Raw genomic sequence first — 21,902 nt, 5'->3', positions numbered from 1 at the left:
GTTAGTTCTTAAGTAATTGATTTGGTGATAATTTAAAATTGGGTAACCAAGATTAAACCTCAATTTTAACAATATTTTTATAGTTAATAAAGTTTTAAAGTTGAATTAAAAAAACAATAGCATTTCCTGTTAACAAATTGTTAATGGTATTACAAAATCAAATACTATAAAGTCTATAATTACCTCAAAATATCTCCTTTATTAAAATCTACTTTAAACAAAAAGCAACTCTACAATTAAACGAGAGTTGCTTTCTATTTAGAATATTCTTTAATAGCTACAAGAATAGGTTTTCCCTATACTTTCAATACTTTTTCGTCATACTAATTATCAATTAATCCTTGACCTTCAATCCAAGGAGCACCAGCTTGTTTTAAACTTTTTTCTATATCTGGAATACTACTATTTAATACTGATTTTAATTTTAATTTGATCTGTTGTAATTGTTTATTCGCACGATTAAAAGCAGCTTTTTGATTACCTGTAGGGCCATAAGTACTAGATAAAGCAGAAAAAGCAATACGATTTGCATCGTTTGGTGTTGGATTGGAGCGTTCCCCTATTTCATTCTTTACAGGATTACCATTTAACTCTTTTTGAATAGCTAATAAGCTTAATCTAACCTTATTGATTTGTTGTAACAAAGCATCGTTGGAAGTATTTGTTTTATTAGCTGCTCGTTTCATAGCCTTTATTTTCTGAAGTTGTGTTGTCATCTCTAGATTGGTTGCTGTTAGATCTTGTTGAAAAGCAAAAACTTGCTCTCTAAATTGATTCATTTCTTCAAATGACTTACGTGGCAATGCTCCTTTATGCATTGTTATCACCTCAAATTCTTTAGGACCTTGTAATACTGTGGTTACTCCATCTACACGTTTTATCAAGGTTGCCGTATATGTTCCCGGCGTGGCAAAAACACCAATACTGTTACCAAAACCTCTATTATTACCTCTTTCCTGAAGTCTTTCTCCACGCTTATTAGGGTAATCTAACTTCCAGTTAACACGATTAAATCCTTTTTTATTAGTTCCTTTTACGGTATTGATTAAATTTCCTTCAGCATCCTTAATAAGTAACATAACAGCAGGTCCGTCCTGATTCTTTTCTTTTTCTAAAGTATCCCAACCAGGAAAATCCGTATTCTTCTTCTCTCTTTCTTTCCGAACATCTTTTAAAGACTTGAATTTATCTTTTAGATAATATGTAAAACGTGCTCCAAACGCAGGATTAGGAGCTATATATTCAGAATCTCCTTGGCTTCCTACTCTACTTGAAGGCTTATACCACAATGCTTCTTTTATAGGGAATAAAGTAGCTTCAGTAGAGACAACAGAAGGATTGAAATTACGCAACGGTGTTATATCGTCAAGTATAAAGAATCCTCTACCAAAAGAGGCTCCTACAAGATCATTTTCTCTCCTTTGAATAGTAAGATCTCTAAATGATATTGTTGGAACTCCACCTTTTAATTGTATCCAATTTGTTCCGCCATTATAGGTGAAGTAAATACCATACTCAGTAGCAGCGAATAACAGGTTTTTATCCACATGATCTTGAACTAATCTCCAGATTATCAAACGATTTGGTAAATCTCCGTTGATTAAATTCCAAGTATTACCCTTATCAGTACTTTTAAGTATGTATGGTTTATAATCTCCATATTTATGATTGTCCACGGCAGCATACACTACATTAGCATCAAATAAATCAGCACGTACATCATTTACAAAAGGAATATTACCTAATCCTTTTACTGTATTTAAATTAAACTTTCTCCAGGTTTGACCACCATTTTCAGTTGTTTGGATAATTCCGTCATCAGTTCCTGCATAAATTAATCCTTCTTGTTTAGGTGATTCCGCCAACGAAGTAATTGTATTGTAATTTGACATAGCAAAAACATCCCACGCGTTATCCCAACTCTGTTGTTTTCCGTAATAAGGTATTGTAATTCGTTCTTGGTTTAGAGTTAAATCTTTAGAAATAGGTGTCCAATCATCTCCTCTATTCTCTGAGCGCCATACACGCTGAGATGCAAAATACAAACGCTTGGGATTATGAGGACTTACTAAAATTGGAGCATCCCAATTAAAACGTTCATAAGGATCTCCTTCAGCAGGTTGCGGTTGAATAAAAACAGTTTCTTTGGTGGTTTGATCGATTCGCCAAAGTGCTCCTTGTTGAAATTCTCCATAAGTAATATTAGGATTACCCGGTTCTATAGCAGATTGGTGTCCATCCGCTCCTAGTGTTTTCCACCAATCAGAATTAGCAATTCCATCAGAACTCATGGTTTGAGAAGGTCCTCCATGTGAACCATTGTCTTGAGTACCACCATAAATTTTATAAAATGGTTTTGAATCATCAACCGCTAATTTAAAATATTGCGTTATCGGAAGATTTCTAATAAATTTCCAACTCTTAGTAAGGTCAAAACTTTCGTACAAACCTCCGTCGGTACCAAATAACATGTAGTTAGGATCAGATGATTTAAATGCCATTGCATGACTATCTACATGTTTGTTTTTCTCATTCATGGTATAAAATGTTTTTCCATGATCATCAGAAATCTGAACATAATTACTCATAAGAAATAACTTCCCTTCATGATGTGGTGACGCATATAATTCTTGATAATAATGAGGTCCTGTACCACCTGAAATAGCATCAGACTGCTTTGTCCAAGAAGCACCTCTATTTGTAGACATGAATAAACCACCTGTTCTTCGATCCAACTCTATTGCCGCATAAATTACATCAGGGTTAAATGGAGAAATTGCCAAACCTATTTTACCAAGATTAGAACTAGGAATTCCACTGGTTAGCTTTGTCCAGGTTTCGCCTCCATCTGTACTTTTATGAAGTCCAGAACCAGGACCACCTCCTAAATAACCAGCAACTGTTCGATGACGTTGCCAGGTAGCAGCATATAAAACATCTGGATTTCTTGGATCAATTACTAAATCTGTTGCTCCAACCCACTCGCTATCTCCTAATGTTCTTTTCCAGGAAACTCCACCATCAGTAGACTTATATACTCCACGCTCACCTCCAGCAGTCCATAATGGTCCTTGAGAAACAGCCCATATAATATTCGAGTTTTCTGGATGAATTACAATCTTAGAAAGATGTTCTGATTTTTTTAAACCCATATTTTTCCAAGTAGCTCCATCATCATGACTTACATAAATACCATCACCAAAAGCTACATGGCGTCCTCCTACATTTTCTCCAGTACCTACCCAAATGGTGTGTGGGTTATTAGGATCTATTGTAATAGCTCCAATAGAAAAAGATTTTTGTTTGTCAAAAATTGGTTTCCAAGTAGTACCAGAATTAGTAGTTTTCCAGACACCACCAGATCCTACAGCAATATACCATACATTTTCATTTTTTGGATGAATTGCAATATCAGCGATTCTTCCAGAAGTAAATGCTGGTCCAATATTTCTAAATTGTAATCCGTTAAAAGTTTTGTCATTTAATTGCTGAGCCTGTAATGTAGATAACAATAACATTGCTCCGAGCACAAAGCCCATTTTAAAGATTGAATTCATTTTTTAGAGTTAGTATATTAAGTTGATTTGTATACGTAAATGATGATATTACTATTAAAACATATCTTGTTGATACTTTTTGATTAGTGTGATCTGACTTATGTCTAAACAAGGAATGTTTGTGATAGATATTTATCAATAAAAATGGTTAATATCCTGCTGCTTGACCATCTTTCCGACTTTCCGAGGCACCATGATACACTTTATTTTTGTCGTCCCATAAAATTGCCTGATATCCTCCATAAACACCTCTTGCTGTTCCTATTCTATGTCCTTTATCCATTAGGCCTCTAATAGTAGTGTATGGTATTCCTGATTCTGTTCGGATAGTCCCTGTATTTTCTGTAGTTTGCCCCATTGGGCTTGCTCCGCCGGTATGATCCCACCTAGGAGCATCACCCGCTTCCTGCAAGTTCATTCCAAAATCTATAAGATTCATTACGATTTGTGTATGACCCATAGGTTGAAAATCTCCTCCCATTACACCAAAACTCACAAATGGTTTTCCATCTTTTGTTACAAAAGCAGGAATAATGGTATGAAAAGGTCGTTTTCCAGGCTCATACGTATTTGCCTGACCACGTTTTAAACTAAATAACTCACCTCTATCTTGTAACATGAAACCTAATTTCGGAGGAGCCATTCCAGATCCCATCCCTCTGTAGTTACTTTGGATTAATGAAATCATAGTCCCATCTTTATCTGCAACCGTCATGTAAATCGTTTCTCCTGCCGAAATTTCACCGGCGTTATATTTTCCTGCACGTTTGCCAATCTCCTCTCTTCTTTTGTTGGCATACTCTTCTGATAAAAGTTGCGAAACAGGTACATCATAAAAATCCATATCAGCATAATGTTTCGCACGATCTTCAAAAGCAAGCTTCTTTGCTTCTGTAAATAAATGAAGATGTTCAGTACTTCCGAATTCTATGTTTGAAAAATTAAATCCATTTAAAATCTGTAACATTTGAAGAGCAGCAATACCTTGTCCATTTGGTGGTAGTTCCCAAACATCATAACCTCTATAATTTACAGATACTGGATCTACCCATTGCGATTTGTGATCTGCTAGATCTTTTGCGGATAAAAATCCACCTTGTTCTTTAATGAACTTACCAATAGTTTTTGCAATGTCTCCTTTATAAAAAGCATCTCTACCACCTTCAGCAATTTTTCTATAGGTATTTGCTAAATATGGATTTTTATAAATTTCGCCTTCGTTAGGTAGGCTTCCTCCATTTTGATTGATATACGTATCTTTTATATTTGGAAAACCTTTGGATTCAAAGAATGGAATACTTCTCTGCAGATACCAAGCTATCAATTCTGTTAAGGGAAATCCACTTTCTGCATAACTAATTGCAGGTGCCAAAATTTCTGACATTGGTTTAGATCCAAATTTATTATGTAATTCGAACCATCCATCTACCGCACCAGGAACACTTACTGGCAAAGCTCCATGCGATGGAATTTTACTCATCTTTTGTTTCTCAAAATATTCTAAAGTGAGTCCTTTTGGTGATCTTCCACTAGCATTTAATCCATATAGTTTTTTAGTTTTTCCGTCCCAAACAATTGCAAATAAATCACCACCAATACCACATCCAGTAGGTTCCATTAATCCTAAAGCAGCATTCGCAGCAATAGCTGCATCAATAGCATTACCTCCTTTTTTAAGGATATCTAAACCAATTTGAGTGGCTAATGGATGACTGGTAGCAACCATTCCATTTTGGCCTAATACTTCGGACCGTGTAGCAAAAGGTTCGCCAGTAATTCGGTCTTGAGCAGTGGAAATTTGAGTTATAAAAAAAAGTAAAAGAATCGTGTAAAGAGCGTTTTTCACAAACATAAATTTTAGTGTTATTCTAAAGGGTAAATAGATGATGATGTGAAAAATACTAAATAAGCAATGATTAAAAGCTCAGTAAGAGAATTTTATGATTTTTTTAAAACACATTATATCTAATAAAGACATGCCAGTCGAACATAATGCCTTGTAGACATTAAAACAAAATAGTGACCAAAAACTTATGCAAATCTATTTCTATATTTACTGGGATTGATTCCTTTTATTCTTTTAAACATCCGATTAAAATAAGAACGGTTGGTAAATCCACATGCTAAAAACACTTCTTTTAGATTATACATAGGATTTGCAAGTAACTGTGTGGCTTTTTGAATGCGTTCTTCGTTAATAAAATCTGTTGGTGAGATACCCATTTCTTGTTTAAACACTTTATAGAAGTGACTTTCACTCATACAAGCTTCTTTACTTAGCTCTTTTATAGTTAAAGGATTACAGATGTTATCTCTAATATACTGAATAACATAAGCCAATCTATAATCGCTTGCCAATTCTTTCGTTTTTGTTTGAAAGGTCTTGCGCGTGTCTACCTGCAATATTCTAATAATCAGTTCTTGAATCATATTGGAAACAAAAGAATCTTTTGCAGGATGGTTTTCAGTATACAAATACACTAAACGTTGTAATATCTGATAAATACTTTGATCATTAGTGAAGTGAAAATTATAATCTAATATATTCCATTCATTCCCATCTGGTCTGGTCATGCATTCATTCATTAAACGAATAACACTCTTTAATCGTTCCTCTCCTATTTCCATAGCTAAGCACCGGGTTGGATTATCTTCCTGAGCTTCTGGAAAGTCAATACTCATCAATTCATTTGCAGGTAGTATTAAAGATTCACCAGGCAAGAACTCAAAAGAAGGTTTATCTCGTAAATGCATCACCTTCTTTCCTCTAAACATACTTGCCAAAACAGGAGTAGTAAACTGAAGTTGTACCATTTCTGCTCGGGAATGTGTTTCGAAGATATGCATAGCAGAGTCTTCTAAAATATAAGAGGTTTGATTTTCTACCAGATCTACTAGCTTTCTAGATTTATAAAAGGAATCAGACAATTGCATTGCTAAAATTATAGATTTAACAAAATTTTTGTAGTAATTCTAATGATACTATATTAAAGATAATGATTTTCTGATGATAATTTACTTATTCATAGAATTGTTCATATAGTTCATAGAATTGTTCAACTATTTTGACAATGAACAAAGTATCTTGAAAACACATAACAAATAATCTTAATTTATTACTATGGGCACTGTAAGTACTAACGAAAAAATGGCTTTTAAGAAGCCTCAGTTCAAAAACCAATATGATAATTATATTGGAGGTAAATGGACATCTCCTGTTAAAGGTGAATATTTTGAAAACATCTCTCCTGTGGATGGCAATAGTTTTACAAAAGTAGCTAGATCTACAAAAGAAGATATCGATCTTGCCATCGATGCTGCATGGGAGGCCGCTCCTTCATGGAATAATAGTTCGGCTACCGAGCGAAGCAATATGCTCCTTAAAATTGCTGATATTATGGAGCAAAATCTAGAGTTATTAGCAAGAGCAGAAACATGGGATAATGGAAAAGCACTAAGAGAAACAATGGCTGCAGATTTACCGCTAGCGGTTGATCATTTTAGATATTTCGCTGGCGTTATTAGAGCAGAAGAAGGATCCGTAAGTGAGTTAGATGCTTTTACAATATCTATGAATGTGAAAGAACCTCTTGGAGTAGTTGGTCAAATAATTCCATGGAATTTCCCACTACTTATGGCTACCTGGAAGGTTGCGCCTGCTTTAGCTGCAGGTAATTGTGTTGTTTTGAAACCAGCAGAGCAAACTCCGGTAGGTATTATGATTTTACTAGAACTTATAGAAGGTATTCTACCTCCTGGTGTTTTAAATGTGGTTAATGGTTTTGGAATAGAAGCTGGTAAGCCTTTGGCCTCAAGTTCGAGAATTAATAAAATCGCTTTTACAGGAGAAACCACAACTGGACAGTTGATCATGCAATATGCGAGTAAGAATATCATTCCAGTAACACTAGAATTGGGTGGTAAAAGTCCAAATATCTTTTTTGAAAGTATCATGGATGCAGATGACGCATTTTTTGATAAATGTTTAGAAGGTGCGGTTATGTTTGCTCTGAATCAAGGAGAAGTATGTACTTGCCCATCGAGAATATTAATTCAGGAAAGTATTTATGATAAATTCATAGAGCGTGTTATAGAACGCGTAGAAGCGATAAAACTAGGACACCCTCTTGATCCTACCACCATGATGGGTGCACAAGCGTCTAATGATCAATATGAAAAAATCTTAAACTATATCAATATTGGTAAAGACGAAGGTTGTGAAATACTTACTGGTGGTGAGGCAGCTTATAATGAAGGTTTAGAAGGTGGTTACTACATTCAACCTACTTTATTAAAAGGAAATAATAAAATGCGCGTATTCCAAGAAGAAATCTTTGGACCAGTTGCATGTGTAACAACTTTTAAAGATGAAGCGGAGGCATTAGAAATTGCTAATGATACCTTGTATGGCCTTGGTGCTGGTGTATGGACCAGAGACACACATCAAGCATATCAGATTTCTAGACAAGTACAAGCGGGACGAGTTTGGGTAAATTGTTATCATTTGTATCCAGCACATGCACCATTTGGAGGTTATAAAAAGTCTGGAATCGGCAGAGAAACACATAAAATGATGCTTGATCATTATAGACAAACAAAGAATATGCTTATTTCTCATGACAAAAATGCGTTAGGATTTTTCTAATATGGTAGAGCGTGTTTTAATAACAGAAGAAGCGAAGCGGATCATTAACTCTTTGAGAGAAGAACATGGTCCGCTCATGTTTCACCAAAGTGGCGGTTGCTGTGATGGCTCCTCTCCTATGTGTTTTCCAAAAGGAGAATTAATGCTGAATGATACGGATGTATATCTTGGAACGATACATAATTGTGAGTTTTATATGTCTAAAGATCAATTTGAGTATTGGAAACATACACAATTAACTGTAGATATTGTAAAAGGAAGAGGATCTAGTTTTTCTTTAGAAATTCCCTTGGGAATCCGATTTGTTATAAAATCAAGAATATTTACTGAAGAGGAAATAGCTATACTAACCCCTGTAAGCTAAACGTTTAGAATATATATATCCAAAGGTAGTCCTTATAAGATATTTTTTATAAAATTCTCTTTATAAGCTCTACCTAACGGTATTATGCTATGATTTGATAAAAAGATTTGATTTCCAGATACTTTTTCAATTTTAGAAGTATTGATAATGTAAGATTTATGAACTCTTATAAATTTAGTATTTGGTAACAGTTCTTCCCAGTGCTTTAATGTTTCTGAAGAAACGTGTTTTTTATTGATTGTATGTAATTCTGTATAATCTGCATCTGATATAATATGCGTAATTTCATCAATCAATATCCGTACGTAATCGAATCCTATTTTGACGTATAATTCTTGAGCATCCGCAGTTTCAGAATTTTGATTATTCAAAACTGTATCATCATAGTTAGATTTTACCTTAGCTACTGCTTTAACAAACCGTTGGAATGAAAATGGTTTTAATAAATAATCAACTACATCGAACTCATAACTTTCCAAGGCATAATCAGGAAAAGCTGTAGTTAATATAACTTGTGGAGGATTGACTTGGGTTTTAAGAAAATCTATTCCAGAGATTTTTGGTAAATGTATATCTAAAAATATAAGATCAATTTTTTGAGACTTCATAAGAATCATAGCTTCTATTGCATCCGTAAATGCACCAACCAGTTTCAGGGTGCCAATATCTTCAATGTATTTTTTAAGGATACGTTGAGCGGGTAATTGATCTTCTATGATAATACAATTCATTGTTACTTGGTGTTTTTTAGATCAATAGTTAATTCAACTTTATACTTTTCTTGATTGGAATTTATCACCAACGTATGAAGTTTTGGATACATAATCACAAGCCTTTTTTTAACATTCTCTAAACCAATACCGCTATCCAAATTATTTGTATTGCTGTCGGATTTAAAAGTATTCGCACAGGTAAAATGAAGTACTCCTTTTTCTGTTATATTTAGGGTGATATCTATTTCAATACCCTCAGTTTGACTGGAACTACCATGTTTAAATGCATTTTCAACAAAAACTACCAATATCAATGGAGCAATTCTGAAATTTGATTGCGCTATTTCTTTTGTAAAGCTAACATTTCCTCGTCCTTCAATTTGTAATCGTCCAAGATTAATAAAGTTCTCTAATTGCTCTATTTCTTTTGAGAGCGAAACATATTCAGACTTACATTCATATAACATATATCGTAATACACCTGATAATTCCAAGATAATTTCTGGTGTTCTTGGTGACTTCTCAATAGCATAAGAATATAAATTATTCAAATTATTGAACAGAAAATGAGGATTGATCTGAGATTTCAAAAATTGCAACTCACTTTCTTTAACAGAATCTCTTAGCTCTTTTACCTCTTTCTGTTTAATGAGTGCATCCCATCCAAATTTAAATCCTGCTAAAATAGATAAGGTTGGTAGTGTGCCCATAAGATTGAAAACGATCCCCAAAAATCTAGTTCCTCGCGTATCTGGGAAATATATTTTTTCTAAAATCTCCTCTTCTACAAAAATAACGCTAGCTACTACTAAAGCAACATAGAAAGCAAATTTTAAATAAGCTCTTGGGTATAAAAACTTCGGAAGTAATATATAGTTTATGATCAAACCAGCAACCACAAAATTTAGAAAAAAGACATACTGATAAAATTGAATTTCTGGATTACGACGATCGAAAGAATAAAAAGTAAATACGACAACGTGCAGTATGAGCTGAAACCAAACTTCTTTATTCAAAAATATACTTTTCATATTGTCATTGATAATCCAACAAATATAACCTTTTGTATCTCTAACATAAGACCAACTACTATAACCCACTTAAAATATACTACAAACAACAATTCCTAACAGATAAATGAATATCATGTCGTTTGCAGGCTTATAACAGTTGTTTATCCAAATTGATTTTTATAAGTTTTCACTTCTCCCTTTCTTTGATAAAAAAATTACAATGCTATTAGAAAGAAAAATAAAGTTTGTTCTTATTTTAATGTTATATACTGGTGTTATTTGGTCTCAAAATAGTGAAATCCAAATTACCGGTTTACTAGTAGAAGCAGAAACTGGACAACCTATTCCATACGCTACTGTTGTTTTAAATTCTAAGAGCACTAAATCCACCATTACGGGTGCAATAACGAATGATGATGGTTATTTTAACTTAAAAACTGTAGAAAATGATTTTTATCTCGAGATCAGCTTTATTGGTTTTAAAACCCTTCAAGTAAGAAATTATACAGTATCAGAAAATAAAGTAGATTTTGGTACTATAAAGCTCTATCAAGATAGTCAAATGCTAGATGAAGTTGTGGTAAGAGGTGAGGTTTCTAAAACCGAATTTAAACTAGATAAACGTGTCTTTAACGTAGGAAAAGATTTAAGTACAGCTGGTGCAAGCGCCTTGGAAGTACTTAATAATGTACCTTCTGTAAATGTGAACATAGAAGGAGAAATTAGTTTGCGTGGTAGTGGTGGAGTTCAAATACTTATTAATGGTAAACCTTCGGTGTTAGCAGATGAATCTAGTAATGCATTGGGAACTATAACTGCAGATATGATTCAAAGTATTGAGGTGATTACCAACCCTTCGGCTAAATACGAAGCATCTGGTACTTCGGGAATTTTAAATATTATTTTAAAGAAAGAAGAGAAAAAAGGATGGAATGGATCCATATCTCTTAATACTGGTGTTCCTGATAATCATAATGTAGGTGTTAGTTTAAATCGTAGAACCGAAAAATTTAATTTATTTACTCAAATAGGTGCTGGTTATCGTTCATTACCGAGAGAAAATGAAGCGATCAATAGAAATTTAGAAAATAATGAAGTAATATTTAGTGATGGAGAAAATTTTAGAAATGAAACCTTTTTTAATGTTACACTAGGAACTGATTATCATTTAAATAAGTACAATGTACTCACATTATCAGGAAATTTTGCTTATGAGATAGAAGATCAACCATCGGAAACCAATTTTAGCTTTTTTGATACCAATAATGATTTAGTATCTCGCTGGATACGAAATGAAGATACAGAAGCCACAAACCCCAAGTGGCAATATGAATTTAATTGGAAAAAACAGTTTAAAAATAACAAAGACCACACTTTTCAATTAAGTGCGCTAGGAAGTTTCTTTGGAAAAGATCAATCTTCACTATTTGTAGATACTACGCTCGAAGGTTCGGATGTAAACAGTAATCAACGAACGTCAACTAATTTCCAACAGGCTGATTTCACTTTCAAAGCAGACTATACCAACCCATTGAGCAAAGAATATACTATCGAAGCTGGTGCACAATATGTAATAAATGATGTTGGGAACGATTTTGAAGTAGAAGATCTAATAGATGGAACTTATGTCATAAATGAAAGCTTAACCAATGATTTTGAATGGAATCAAAAGGTATTGGGGGTTTATGCTACTGGAGCTTATGAAAATGAAAATTGGGGTGTAAAAGCTGGTTTACGAGTAGAAAATACAGACATAGGAACCTTATTAGCCAATACCAATGAGAGTAATTCGCAAAACTTTACAAACTATTTTCCTAGTTTTCATACTTCCTATACGTTTAGCGAAAAATTTTCATTACAAGCGGGTTACTCCAAACGGATCTTTAGACCTCGTCTATGGGACTTAAATCCATTTTTTAATATTAGAAACAATTTTAATATTAGAACCGGTAACCCAAACCTACAACCAGAGTTTACCAATTCGTATGAATTAACGAGTATTTATAAAATTGGTAAAGCCAGTATGAGTTCTAGTTTGTATCATCGTTATACAACAGATGTTGTAGAACGCGTATCTACTTTTATCGATAATGTAAACTTTACTACACCTGAAAATATTGGTACTAATTCATCTATAGGTTTTGAAACTAATGGAAAATATAGTCCTACCAAATGGTTAACCTTTACAGGAGATTTCAATTTTAATTATTTTGATCGTCAAGGATCTTTTGAAGGGCAAGTATTTGATTTTACAGGAAATCAGTGGTCCACTCGATTAGGTTCAAAAATTGGATTTCTTGCTGATATTGATTTAGAGCTTAATGGAAATTACAGATCTGGTTTTGAAACTGTACAAGGAAAACAAAGTGGATTTGCTTTTATGGATATAGGAATACGTAAGAAAATACTAAAGGGAAAAATAGTGGCTAATCTTGGTATAAGAGATGTCTTTGCTTCCAGAATTCAGGAGCGTTTCGTAAACCAACCTACTTTTGAAACTTATAACTTTGGGCAACGTGGACGTTTCTTTACTTTCGGACTAAGCTATGCATTTGGAAAAGGAGAAGCTATCACTTATTCTGGTAGAAGAAGATAAAGCAAAACAAAGTCACTCGCTGTTCTCAATTTATGATTCCAAATAAAATGATCTTATAAAATTTACATGATTTTTCCTATCTTTTGAAAAATTAAGATTTGTGAAAAAAAGCCTGACATATTATCTAACAATTGCAGTTTTAAAACTAAAAGGCATCAAGAAAAGCTTTAGTCAAGATCCAGTTGCGTATCAAACAATTAGAAAAGAGGATGTTTATAATCCGAAAGGAAGTTTTTTAAAAAAAAATATTACGAAACAATTTAAAGTTTCTAATTCTACTATTACTGAGATCACCTGTAATAGTAATCCTAATAAGCTACTTATATTTATCCATGGTGGCGCATTTGTTTCTGGTCCAGCGAAGCATCATTGGGATTCAATAAAAATTATTGTACAAAAGACAGATTACAAAATATGGATGTGTAATTATCCGAAAGCTCCAGAGTCTGATATTATAGAAATATCCCACAATATAGACGCTGTTTACGATACTGCACTACAAGATCACGAAGCTAGTCAAATCTCCTTTATTGGTGATTCGGTGGGTGGGACCTTAATAACATCATTAATACAAAGATTAATTTCTAAACAGTTGCCACTACCCTACCAGATTCTTTTAATATCTCCGGTTATGGATGCCACGATGTCTAATCCCGAAATTGATATAATTGATCCGATGGATCCTATGCTTTCTAAAGTTGGTATTTTAAGTTCAAAAAAGATGTGTGCAAGAAATGTAGATCTTAAAGACACCATGATTTCTCCATTATACGGCAGCTTTGTAGGTTTTCCTAAAACTGTGTTGTTTCTTGGAGAATATGATATTATGTATCCTGATGAAAAATTAGCATTAGAGAAAATGAAACAAGCTTCTATTGATATACTGTCAATCGAAGGAAAAGGAATGCCACATATTTGGCCATTACTTCCTGTGATGAAAGAAGCAAAGCAGTCTTTACATCAAATAATTCAAATATTAAACGAGAATAACCCCAATTAATATCTGAACGATTTATTTCTTTAATAAGATGCTTTCTCGAAATAATCCAAGAGTATATTACCTAATGTTTCTCCAAACATGGAGTTTGTAAATAAAACGTAGCCAAATTTCTTTTCAACATCCATCATATACCAAGAAGTGAATCCATCATTAGAACCGCCATGAAAAAAGCTATTTTGATAAGCACCACCTGCAGTCATAAAACCTAAACTATAATATAACTTAATTCCACTAGGTAAAGTAGTGATGGTAGAATGAGGTTTTAACAACTCCTGGTAACTTTCTTCTTTAAGAATCTTTTTATTCATAACCCCTATCATCCATTTAGAGAAATCCAGAGGTTCTGATCTAATAGAAGCTGGTGCCACAAAAACACCTTTATCTTTTTTATACCAATAGTCTTCTTTCCAATTGATCCAATTACCATCGCTATTATAAGGTTCAGCTTTATGTTTTAACGCATATGCATCTTCTATAAATGTAGTATGCTCAAGTTCTAAGGGTATGGCTATTCTTTTCTGGAATGCTTTTTCTAATCCAACCCAATCTGTATTTTCAATATGCTTCAAAACCATTGCTAAATAATGGTAAGCCTCTCCAGAATATCCATAATTTGTACCAGGATCAAATTTTATTTTTAGCTTTTTATCATCCTCATTTTCTCTCCAATTAGGAAATCCAGATTGATGACTTAATACAATGCGGGCTGTTATTTGCTTATACCTTTCATCATATGCAATATCATCATAAGGCAAATATTGATATAATGGTTTGTCTAGATCCAATTTACCTTCTTCTACATACGTCATTACGAAGGTGGCAAATACAGATTTAGACATGGAAGCCCCTTCAAAAATAGTTGTTTTCGTTACAGGAATTTTCTTTTCTAAGTTTGCATACCCAAAAGTTTTATGATGTACTACTTCTGCATTATTAATAATTGCTATAGAAAGTCCGGGAATTTTTAATGAATCCATTTGAGAAGCTAGAAAAGAATTCAACATTTCAGTAGTAAGATCAATGTTGTTTACATTCTTAATACTTTTCTGGGATTGACAAACAGACCAACCTGACAATAAGATTATTGCCAGTTGTAATAACATTTTTGTTCTCATTTTTTGACTATTGATTATTGATTTGATGAATGATTTTTTCTTTTTACATAAGCATTACTTTTTACTTTTATTTTCTTCTACCAGTTTATCATTTTTCCAAACACCTTCGGTAATTACTTTATTATTCTTTCCATAAAATATCCCTGCTCCATTTCTTTGATCATCTTTCCATAACCCAATATATTTTTCACCATTAGGCCAAGAATACGTTCCCTTTCCATTACGACGATCATTTAAATATTGTCCTTCATAAGACTGACCATCAGTCCAGTAAAAGGCTCCTTCACCATGTCTTAGATTTTCTTTCCACTCTCCTTCGTATCTACTTCCAGTATCAAAAAATGCAATCCCATATCCACTTGCCTTATCGTTTTTTACCTGACCCACATAATGAACCTTGTGCTTTTTTCTATTGGTAAAAGTTAAATACTCACCATACGACTTCTTTTGTTGTTTCTTTTTTACTCTATTTAGTTGTGCCTTTACTTTAGCTAATACAAAACTTAAAGAATCATATTTTCTAATTTCATAAGGTGAATCTGTTTGTATTACTGCTTCTGATTCCTCTATAGATTCTACAACAGATGAATCTTGAACGGTACTTGCCTGAGATAAAGCAATAAATTTTTCTGCTAGCTGTATCCGTAATTGAAGATATTCACTGTTATTATTAGTTTTATTCTTATAAGCTTTTAATGCGGCAGCATAATCTCCTTTAACTAATAAAGAGTCTATTTGTAATAAATCATTTCGAGAATCAATCTGTTCAGAAATTTTCACTTCTTTTTCTTGAGTTTCCTTAAGCTCTTTACGTAGTTTTTGTTCCTTAAACTTTCCACTCACTGCTACAATAACTGCTGTTAGTAGTAAACCATATAAAACTAATGTTGTCTTTTTTAATTTCATATTGCAGAAACTTTATCCATAAATATAAATATTAATCATCCAAATGTATCGAAGGAAGTTTATTTTTTACTTTTCTAAAATCTGGAGAGAAATATAAATGCAATCTTGCTGTCCAATTTTGTTTATACACTGTCCCGTCGCTCAAAGTTTGTCCTTGAGAATACATAATTCCTGCTGCTACGGTCATTCTTGGAGTTAATATGTAACCAAATGATGCGTGTAGTCTAAGATCTTCGAACGGACTCCCCACAACTGGTTTTCCACTTTGCATAATTAGCTCAGCCTCTGGAGAAAGATAAAATGTTTTGGGAGCTAATGTTGGAGAATTTAAAGGAATTTTCGCTTTAAACATATATCTCCATCTATTTCTAAAATCGTAATTACTTCCCTCGGCAAAATCCTGAGTCCAACGATGCTCTATCCTTATACGATGATAAAACATCATATTAGAAAGTGGCATCGCAAACATATATTGATGCCAAATACGCCATTCTGGTACCAAATTTCGATCTGGAGAGGAAGGATCTGTATTAAAATTCAATCTTAAAACACCTCCTAGACTAAAATTAAACTTTTTAGAATAGATATAACCAATAGCATGACGATTATAAATTTGAGCAACTTGTCCAACAAAAGGAGTCTGTTCCGTTTCTTCAAATCTAAAATGAGTCTGTGCTACCCAAAAGAAACGTTTAGCGATCCTAATATTACCATAGGTATTGATCCATAACTTTGTAACAGGTTCCTTAAATTCTGATTCTGTAGGTGGATCTTCTTGCGCATTTATCTGAACTGAATAACTACAGAGAAGAATAAAAACAAGATATATACGTAAGTTTCCTTTCATCTATTCTTTCTCTTTATTAATAGGATATACTTGAAAACGTTCCAGAATTATTAAAGGATCTTTTTCTTTCCTTAGTTTTCTTTCTAATTTTCTTGTGTTTTCCTCACGCATTTCATGCATACGTTGATGCGTTTTATGAACAGTCTGTATCCATTTTATAGAATCATCACAACTAATATCTTGTTCTACCTTTTCCAGAAAATACGGTATCAAGACATTCTCATACACTTGGGTAATACGTTTTTTTACCATTTCTGTCATTACAGTAGAAGTAAACGGATTCCAAACATCATCTTGATACTTTTTCTTTATCTCATTTTGTTGATTTGGTAATTTTAAAATAGTTTCTCCTATATTATCCAAAGCATCAAAACAAACTACTAGCTCTTCGGCATATTTTAATTTTTCCTCGAGATCTTCCATAGAAGCATACCAATTCAGCTTACTTCTCGCATTACTTTTTATAGTGCTTAGTGTATTTATATAAGCTTCAGGAATCGTATCTGTCTCAAAAGATTTTTCCAATACCTCTAAATACTGTAATTGACTAATCATTTTTTTCTCTAAGTCAATTGCCTTTTGTTCTCTTCTTTGTCTATTAACTTTCTTTGCTAATATCTCTTCTACAGTACTTAAGTATGTAAACGTTTCTTTAGCTAACTGTTCTACTTCCAATATAGTTCTAGCTTTTGAACTCTCTATCTGGCTTACTATTGGAGTATTTTGAGAATTAAGAGATGGAAGTCCTCTTTCCCAAACCTTATTGATAATTTCACTCCTAGAGAAAAATGGTAGTAATGATTTGTTATTATATTCTAAGACCTGCCCTAAAGGTTTTACAATCTTGTTTGAAATTAGATGTACCTCTTCATCTAGTTTAAAAACCTGTTCATCAGACAATTTTAGAATAGAGATTTGAGTGTCCTCTATTAGAGAAACGCAAATAGCATTGGCCTTTTTGTAGTAATCTGCAATTAAGTCTAAACTCTTTGTTTCCTTATTATTCAACGGAAAATATGGTATTCTAACCTTAAATTGAGGAGTGAATGGAGCTTTACTGATTCCGGATACAATGGTATCAATCTCCTGATAATACAAATCATTTTTCTGAAGCAATGAAAGAATACCACTATCGGTAATTTTGGAGGTATTATCAGCACCCAATTTCAACTTTAAAATTTCGAGATAGGTATTATCTAATGTGATTGTTTTTCCTGTAATATTTGTATTGGGATAAATCTCTATATTGGTAGTTTGTCCTCTGGACGTAATCTGAATACGTTCGAGAATCCCTTCACTAAAAAACCAAGATTCTGCATCGTCTATTTCTTGATCGGAATATAAGGTCCATTGATCGTGCGCAATACCGTTTCTTAAAAATCTACCTACAAGTTCTTTTTCCTCATCTTCAATACGAAAACTACGCTGAGGGATTCCATTATCAAAATCGATTGTGCTTTTAAAAGTTACCTTATCGACTTTAGAATCTTGAATTTCTTGAGCAGTATAGATCCATGTACCATCAGGTTTTCCTTCGATAAGATTACCTTGTGCTAATCGCTGCTCTCCACTAACATTTACAACATATTGTAGATCTTCGACACTACTTTTACTCTCTGTTTCAAATAGATTAAACGAAAATTTCCATGGACCTGTAGCATAATCATTTTCGAAATTTCCGGTAATTGAAAATGAAGAATCTTTATTTTCTAACAAATCCTTTAAGCTGGCACTACTAAATTGAAAGACCCCATTAAGAACCGTGTCATTTTCGATGATGTTATAAGAAAAGTTAGCATCTCCTTTATAAGATCCTAGCTCAAATTTTCCGGAATACGTATATAATTCCTGAGAAAATAAATTAAAAGGAAGAATTAACAAACATCCTATAATCCAAGTATATAGTAGGTTTCTGTGGCTCATAATTATAGTTCTTTCTTTTACTATCTCAGATTTAATAAGAAAGATGTATAATGGATACAAAAATAGAATAAAAATTAAGCTAACAAGCAATTAACTGATTTTATACTCATTTATTACAGTAAAACTATATTATGTCTGATTTATTAATAGATAAACAATTTATCCAGTCTAAAAATAAAGTTATCAAAGAAACATGTAGTTCTAGAAACTATCCTCCGACTTTTAATAAACCATTTTTGGATTCGAGTGTGATGATAAACTGAGAACCTTTGCCCAGAGTACTTTCGCAATGAATAGTTGCTCCCATAGCTTCTACATACTTCTTAACAATAGACAATCCTAACCCCGTTGATGATTCTCCAGCTGTGGGTTGGGCAGTAAGTTTTTGAAATTTACCAAAAAGTTTCTTTTGATCTTCTTCACTTATTCCTGGTCCGTTATCTTCTACGGTAACATAAGTTTTTCCATCAAACGAATGAACCTTTAAAACAACAACTTTTTCTTTATTTGAAAACTTAATAGCATTAGAAAGCAGGTTTTCTAATACTTGTATCATATAATTTTTATCGATTTCTACGAGATGAGTACCCATCATAGCCTCTACCTCTATGGTAATTTGCTTATCCTTAGCGATAAGATCAAAACATTTTCCTACATATTCAACTAATTCCACAATGTCTAAAGTCTCTTTTACCAATTTGATGGTCTTCGTTTCTAAAGCTTGTGTATCTAGAATACGTCCGATCATTGTTGTCAAACGATCTACCGAATTATTAATTTCATTGAGATACATTTCTTGATCTCCAGATAATGTCATATTAGGAATATCTAAAAGCCAGATAGAACCTTTCATTTGATGTAAGGGTGTACTAAGATCGTGAGCTACCATACTCACCAGCATATCCTTTTCTTTATTAAGATCTACAAGTTCTTTATTTCTTAATGCAATAACAGCTGTTCTTTCCTCTACTTTTTGTTCTAATATGAAATTTTGTTCCTGAATAAGTTTTTCATTTTCTTTTGCAGAGATTAAAGCTTTTAGTTGGGCTTTTTCTTTTTGCTTTTTATACATATTGATTCGATCTCCTAAAGCAAATGAAAGTAGTAATACTTCAAATGCCGATCCGATTTGCATTGCATTTAAATAAGTCATTACAGGAGTAATATTTAAAGACTCCAAAATCGCAAAACAAATGCCCATAATTAGCGCTCCCCAAGCTAGTAAATAGTAAATCGCTGGTCGAAATCCCTTTAACTTAAAACGAATACCTAAAACAAGGAAATATGCAGCCATGGCCAAAAGTCCTACTTGCGACAGTTTCAATCCTTCTATTTTAAATCCTAAAACAACAAGAGCACAGACCAAAAAACCAATAATCAAAAAGATCATAGATATTTTATGTAAACGAGAACCAGATTCTTTAGTATTTAAGAATTGTTGGGTAAATAAAGTAGCAGTAATCATGGTTAATCCCGCACTTATTACTACCCACTTGTTTAAAAATGGATAATCCGCCCAAAAATATTCGAAGAAATAACCAAAAACAGATGCACCAAACCAAGTAATACTCAATACATAAGCGATATAATAAAGATAAATTCTTTCTCTGATAGATATATATAAAAACAAGTTATACAAGAATATCAGTAACATGAAACCAAAATAGATTCCTTGCAAAAAATCTAGATCATGCTCATATGCAGCAAAACTTGGTAGTGTACCCACTCGTAATAAAAAGAATAAAGGCTGATCACATTTTACCTTTAGATAAAATGTATGGGTAGTATCTTTATTGATATCTAGTTTAAATAGGTAATTTCCAACTTCAACCTCCCTAGTTGAAAAAGGTAAATCATCACCAGTGTATCTAGAAGAAAGTAATGTTCCCTTTTCATCAAATTCAAATAGAGAAATAGAATCTATATATGCCGAACCAATATTAAGATAAAATGTCTCTAATGTCTCATTAGTAACTTTAAATCGTAACCAATAGGAAGAAGCTGTACTAGAAAAATTAATAGTTTCCTGAGAATTTGGTTTAAATTTATCTACAAATTCATCTGAAACTATTTCTGATATGGTGAAATCAGAATTAGGGTCCTCCAAGTAATCCGTTTTTTTACCAATGTCTATTAGTTCTTTTGTATCCTTAAGGGACACTGTAGATTGACTAAATGAAATCAACGGTAAGAATAATAGCAATAGTATTATCCCTGAACAATATTTTAATTTTATCATCATTCCTAATTGTGGGTATGGGGAATTTGTATAAAAATTACTTGTTTAATTTACTAAATTATTTCTTGTTTTTAACAATTTAACTTGTAAGTTTATAAAGCTTTTTTTGCGAATATATGAACAAGTTAGAAATACTAAAGGATAATGCCAAAAGGATTGTAGATAATGTATCTGATAATCCGCAAGGTCGCTACCAATTACGATATGAATTTTATCAGAAATATGGTCACCCCATTATAAAAGGAAAAGAAGGTTTAGGAAACTCTGAATTAGCTTTTATAAAATGGGAAATAAATCGAGGCACTCTTAATCCCATTGATGGTAAGCCATCCGGAAGTCCATGGTGGAGAGCCGTGAATAGTCATTTTTTATATTTGGCAACACTGGCTCAATTGATCAAAGAATCTGGAGATACATTTGAAGATCTACCTGTTCCAGTTACCTTTTGGTTAGATTATATTCAAACACCAAATGAATGTACATGGTACAGAGCGCATAATTCTAGCATCATTTCTGGTTATAAAGAAGCTGATGAGATCGCTTTTCAAGAGAATATATATGAACAATATTTTGTGAATATAGTGCTCTACAGATTATTATATGCACAATCGATGGTAGAAGGAGTAAGTTTTGGAATTTTAGGAAAAATCTTTGGCAATCCAAGAGGTTGTGCCGTTTCCTTAATTACGGATATAGAAGCTTTTTATCCTAGTCATTATCCATTATCTAGAGAGGACATTAAATACGTTACTCATAAAGCTCATAACTTCTTTGGAATCGTAGAAACAATATTTGATAAAATATTTATACTGCCACATCTTGATGAATTATACGAGGAAGCAGCTCAATGGAATAACTCTCCCATTGTTACCAAGTTTATAGAAAACGGCAAACCTATTTACCCAATAAGTGAAAATGAATTAAATGAAACACATTTCAATGATAAATTAACAACCAAAAAAATCCATATTCCTAAAAACTAAT

The 21,902-nt window shown here is 32.8% G+C and carries 15 protein-coding genes; 5 read left to right on the top strand and 10 right to left on the bottom strand.

The window, feature by feature from the left end:
• Window positions 1-323: 323 nt before the first annotated feature.
• From ACWNT5_RS17685 to ACWNT5_RS17675, 3 genes are all read right to left on the bottom strand, one after another.
• A complete protein-coding gene (locus ACWNT5_RS17685) occupies window positions 324-3,557 on the bottom strand; it encodes a VPS10 domain-containing protein (RefSeq protein WP_456518111.1) in 3,234 nt (1,077 codons plus the stop codon).
• 148 nt (window positions 3,558-3,705) lie between these two features.
• Complete coding sequence (gene ggt, locus ACWNT5_RS17680) at window positions 3,706-5,409, bottom strand: gamma-glutamyltransferase (protein WP_456518110.1); 1,704 nt, start codon at window positions 5,407-5,409, stop codon at window positions 3,706-3,708.
• 179 nt (window positions 5,410-5,588) lie between these two features.
• Window positions 5,589-6,491, bottom strand: a complete 903-nt coding sequence (locus ACWNT5_RS17675; RefSeq protein WP_299601456.1) for an AraC family transcriptional regulator — start codon at window positions 6,489-6,491, stop codon at window positions 5,589-5,591.
• 187 nt (window positions 6,492-6,678) lie between these two features.
• On the opposite strand from ACWNT5_RS17675, the gene ACWNT5_RS17670 reads away from it, so the two are divergent.
• Entirely contained in the window at window positions 6,679-8,202 is a 1,524-nt protein-coding gene (locus tag ACWNT5_RS17670) for an aldehyde dehydrogenase family protein (protein WP_456518109.1), read from the top strand.
• Window position 8,203: 1 nt separating this feature from the next.
• Window positions 8,204-8,566, top strand: coding sequence for a DUF779 domain-containing protein (locus tag ACWNT5_RS17665; protein ID WP_456518108.1), 363 nt, complete (start codon window positions 8,204-8,206; stop codon window positions 8,564-8,566).
• A 32-nt stretch (window positions 8,567-8,598) separates the two neighbouring features.
• Here ACWNT5_RS17665 and ACWNT5_RS17660 read toward each other — a convergent pair whose 3' ends face one another.
• Together ACWNT5_RS17660 and ACWNT5_RS17655 are read right to left on the bottom strand one after the other, a co-directional pair.
• Complete coding sequence (locus ACWNT5_RS17660; RefSeq protein ID WP_456518107.1) at window positions 8,599-9,297, bottom strand: LytR/AlgR family response regulator transcription factor; 699 nt, start codon at window positions 9,295-9,297, stop codon at window positions 8,599-8,601.
• A gap of 2 nt (window positions 9,298-9,299) precedes the next feature.
• Window positions 9,300-10,310 (bottom strand): sensor histidine kinase, encoded by a 1,011-nt coding sequence (locus ACWNT5_RS17655; protein ID WP_456518106.1) that lies wholly within the window; start codon window positions 10,308-10,310, stop codon window positions 9,300-9,302.
• 202 nt (window positions 10,311-10,512) lie between these two features.
• Between ACWNT5_RS17655 and ACWNT5_RS17650 the strand changes: the two genes are divergently transcribed.
• Window positions 10,513-12,888 carry a TonB-dependent receptor domain-containing protein gene (locus tag ACWNT5_RS17650; RefSeq protein ID WP_456518105.1) on the top strand — a complete coding sequence of 792 codons (2,376 nt, stop codon included), beginning with the start codon at window positions 10,513-10,515 and terminating at the stop codon, window positions 12,886-12,888.
• 100 nt (window positions 12,889-12,988) lie between these two features.
• A complete protein-coding gene (locus ACWNT5_RS17645; protein ID WP_456518104.1) occupies window positions 12,989-13,888 on the top strand; it encodes an alpha/beta hydrolase fold domain-containing protein in 900 nt (299 codons plus the stop codon).
• A 20-nt stretch (window positions 13,889-13,908) separates the two neighbouring features.
• Here ACWNT5_RS17645 and ACWNT5_RS17640 read toward each other — a convergent pair whose 3' ends face one another.
• The 5 genes from ACWNT5_RS17640 to ACWNT5_RS17620 form a co-directional block, all read right to left on the bottom strand.
• Window positions 13,909-15,003, bottom strand: a complete 1,095-nt coding sequence (locus ACWNT5_RS17640) for a serine hydrolase domain-containing protein (protein WP_456518103.1) — start codon at window positions 15,001-15,003, stop codon at window positions 13,909-13,911.
• A gap of 54 nt (window positions 15,004-15,057) precedes the next feature.
• A complete protein-coding gene (locus tag ACWNT5_RS17635; RefSeq protein ID WP_456518102.1) occupies window positions 15,058-15,909 on the bottom strand; it encodes a hypothetical protein in 852 nt (283 codons plus the stop codon).
• Window positions 15,910-15,940: 31 nt separating this feature from the next.
• Window positions 15,941-16,756: a DUF2490 domain-containing protein gene (locus ACWNT5_RS17630; RefSeq protein ID WP_299601476.1), complete on the bottom strand. Its 816-nt coding sequence runs from the start codon at window positions 16,754-16,756 to the stop codon at window positions 15,941-15,943.
• Window positions 16,757-18,679, bottom strand: coding sequence for a hypothetical protein (locus ACWNT5_RS17625; RefSeq protein ID WP_456518101.1), 1,923 nt, complete (start codon window positions 18,677-18,679; stop codon window positions 16,757-16,759). It abuts the gene before it with no gap.
• Between the two features lie 208 nt (window positions 18,680-18,887).
• Window positions 18,888-20,918: a sensor histidine kinase gene (locus ACWNT5_RS17620; protein WP_456518100.1), complete on the bottom strand. Its 2,031-nt coding sequence runs from the start codon at window positions 20,916-20,918 to the stop codon at window positions 18,888-18,890.
• Between the two features lie 116 nt (window positions 20,919-21,034).
• Here ACWNT5_RS17620 and ACWNT5_RS17615 point away from each other — a divergent pair, with 116 nt between their 5' ends.
• Window positions 21,035-21,901: a hypothetical protein gene (locus tag ACWNT5_RS17615; protein ID WP_299601482.1), complete on the top strand. Its 867-nt coding sequence runs from the start codon at window positions 21,035-21,037 to the stop codon at window positions 21,899-21,901.
• The last annotated feature ends 1 nt before the right edge of the window (window position 21,902 follow it).

This window comes from Aquimarina sp. 433, assembly GCF_054054605.1.
This window is presented reverse-complemented; position numbering and strand designations above follow the sequence as displayed.

What these genes read in the sequence shown, in the direction of transcription:
- ACWNT5_RS17670 (WP_456518109.1), top strand. Translation starts at nt 6,679, where the DNA reads ATGGGCACTGTAAGTACTAACGAAAAAATGGCTTTTAAGAAGCCTCAG.
- ACWNT5_RS17660 (WP_456518107.1), bottom strand. Translation starts at nt 9,297, where the DNA reads ATGAATTGTATTATCATAGAAGATCAATTACCCGCTCAACGTATCCTT.
- ggt (WP_456518110.1), bottom strand. Translation starts at nt 5,409, where the DNA reads ATGTTTGTGAAAAACGCTCTTTACACGATTCTTTTACTTTTTTTTATA.
- ACWNT5_RS17685 (WP_456518111.1), bottom strand. Translation starts at nt 3,557, where the DNA reads ATGAATTCAATCTTTAAAATGGGCTTTGTGCTCGGAGCAATGTTATTG.
- ACWNT5_RS17635 (WP_456518102.1), bottom strand. Translation starts at nt 15,909, where the DNA reads ATGAAATTAAAAAAGACAACATTAGTTTTATATGGTTTACTACTAACA.
- ACWNT5_RS17675 (WP_299601456.1), bottom strand. Translation starts at nt 6,491, where the DNA reads ATGCAATTGTCTGATTCCTTTTATAAATCTAGAAAGCTAGTAGATCTG.
- ACWNT5_RS17665 (WP_456518108.1), top strand. Translation starts at nt 8,204, where the DNA reads ATGGTAGAGCGTGTTTTAATAACAGAAGAAGCGAAGCGGATCATTAAC.
- ACWNT5_RS17625 (WP_456518101.1), bottom strand. Translation starts at nt 18,679, where the DNA reads ATGAGCCACAGAAACCTACTATATACTTGGATTATAGGATGTTTGTTA.
- ACWNT5_RS17640 (WP_456518103.1), bottom strand. Translation starts at nt 15,003, where the DNA reads ATGAGAACAAAAATGTTATTACAACTGGCAATAATCTTATTGTCAGGT.
- ACWNT5_RS17655 (WP_456518106.1), bottom strand. Translation starts at nt 10,310, where the DNA reads ATGAAAAGTATATTTTTGAATAAAGAAGTTTGGTTTCAGCTCATACTG.
- ACWNT5_RS17620 (WP_456518100.1), bottom strand. Translation starts at nt 20,918, where the DNA reads ATGATAAAATTAAAATATTGTTCAGGGATAATACTATTGCTATTATTC.
- ACWNT5_RS17650 (WP_456518105.1), top strand. Translation starts at nt 10,513, where the DNA reads ATGCTATTAGAAAGAAAAATAAAGTTTGTTCTTATTTTAATGTTATAT.
- ACWNT5_RS17630 (WP_299601476.1), bottom strand. Translation starts at nt 16,756, where the DNA reads ATGAAAGGAAACTTACGTATATATCTTGTTTTTATTCTTCTCTGTAGT.
- ACWNT5_RS17615 (WP_299601482.1), top strand. Translation starts at nt 21,035, where the DNA reads ATGAACAAGTTAGAAATACTAAAGGATAATGCCAAAAGGATTGTAGAT.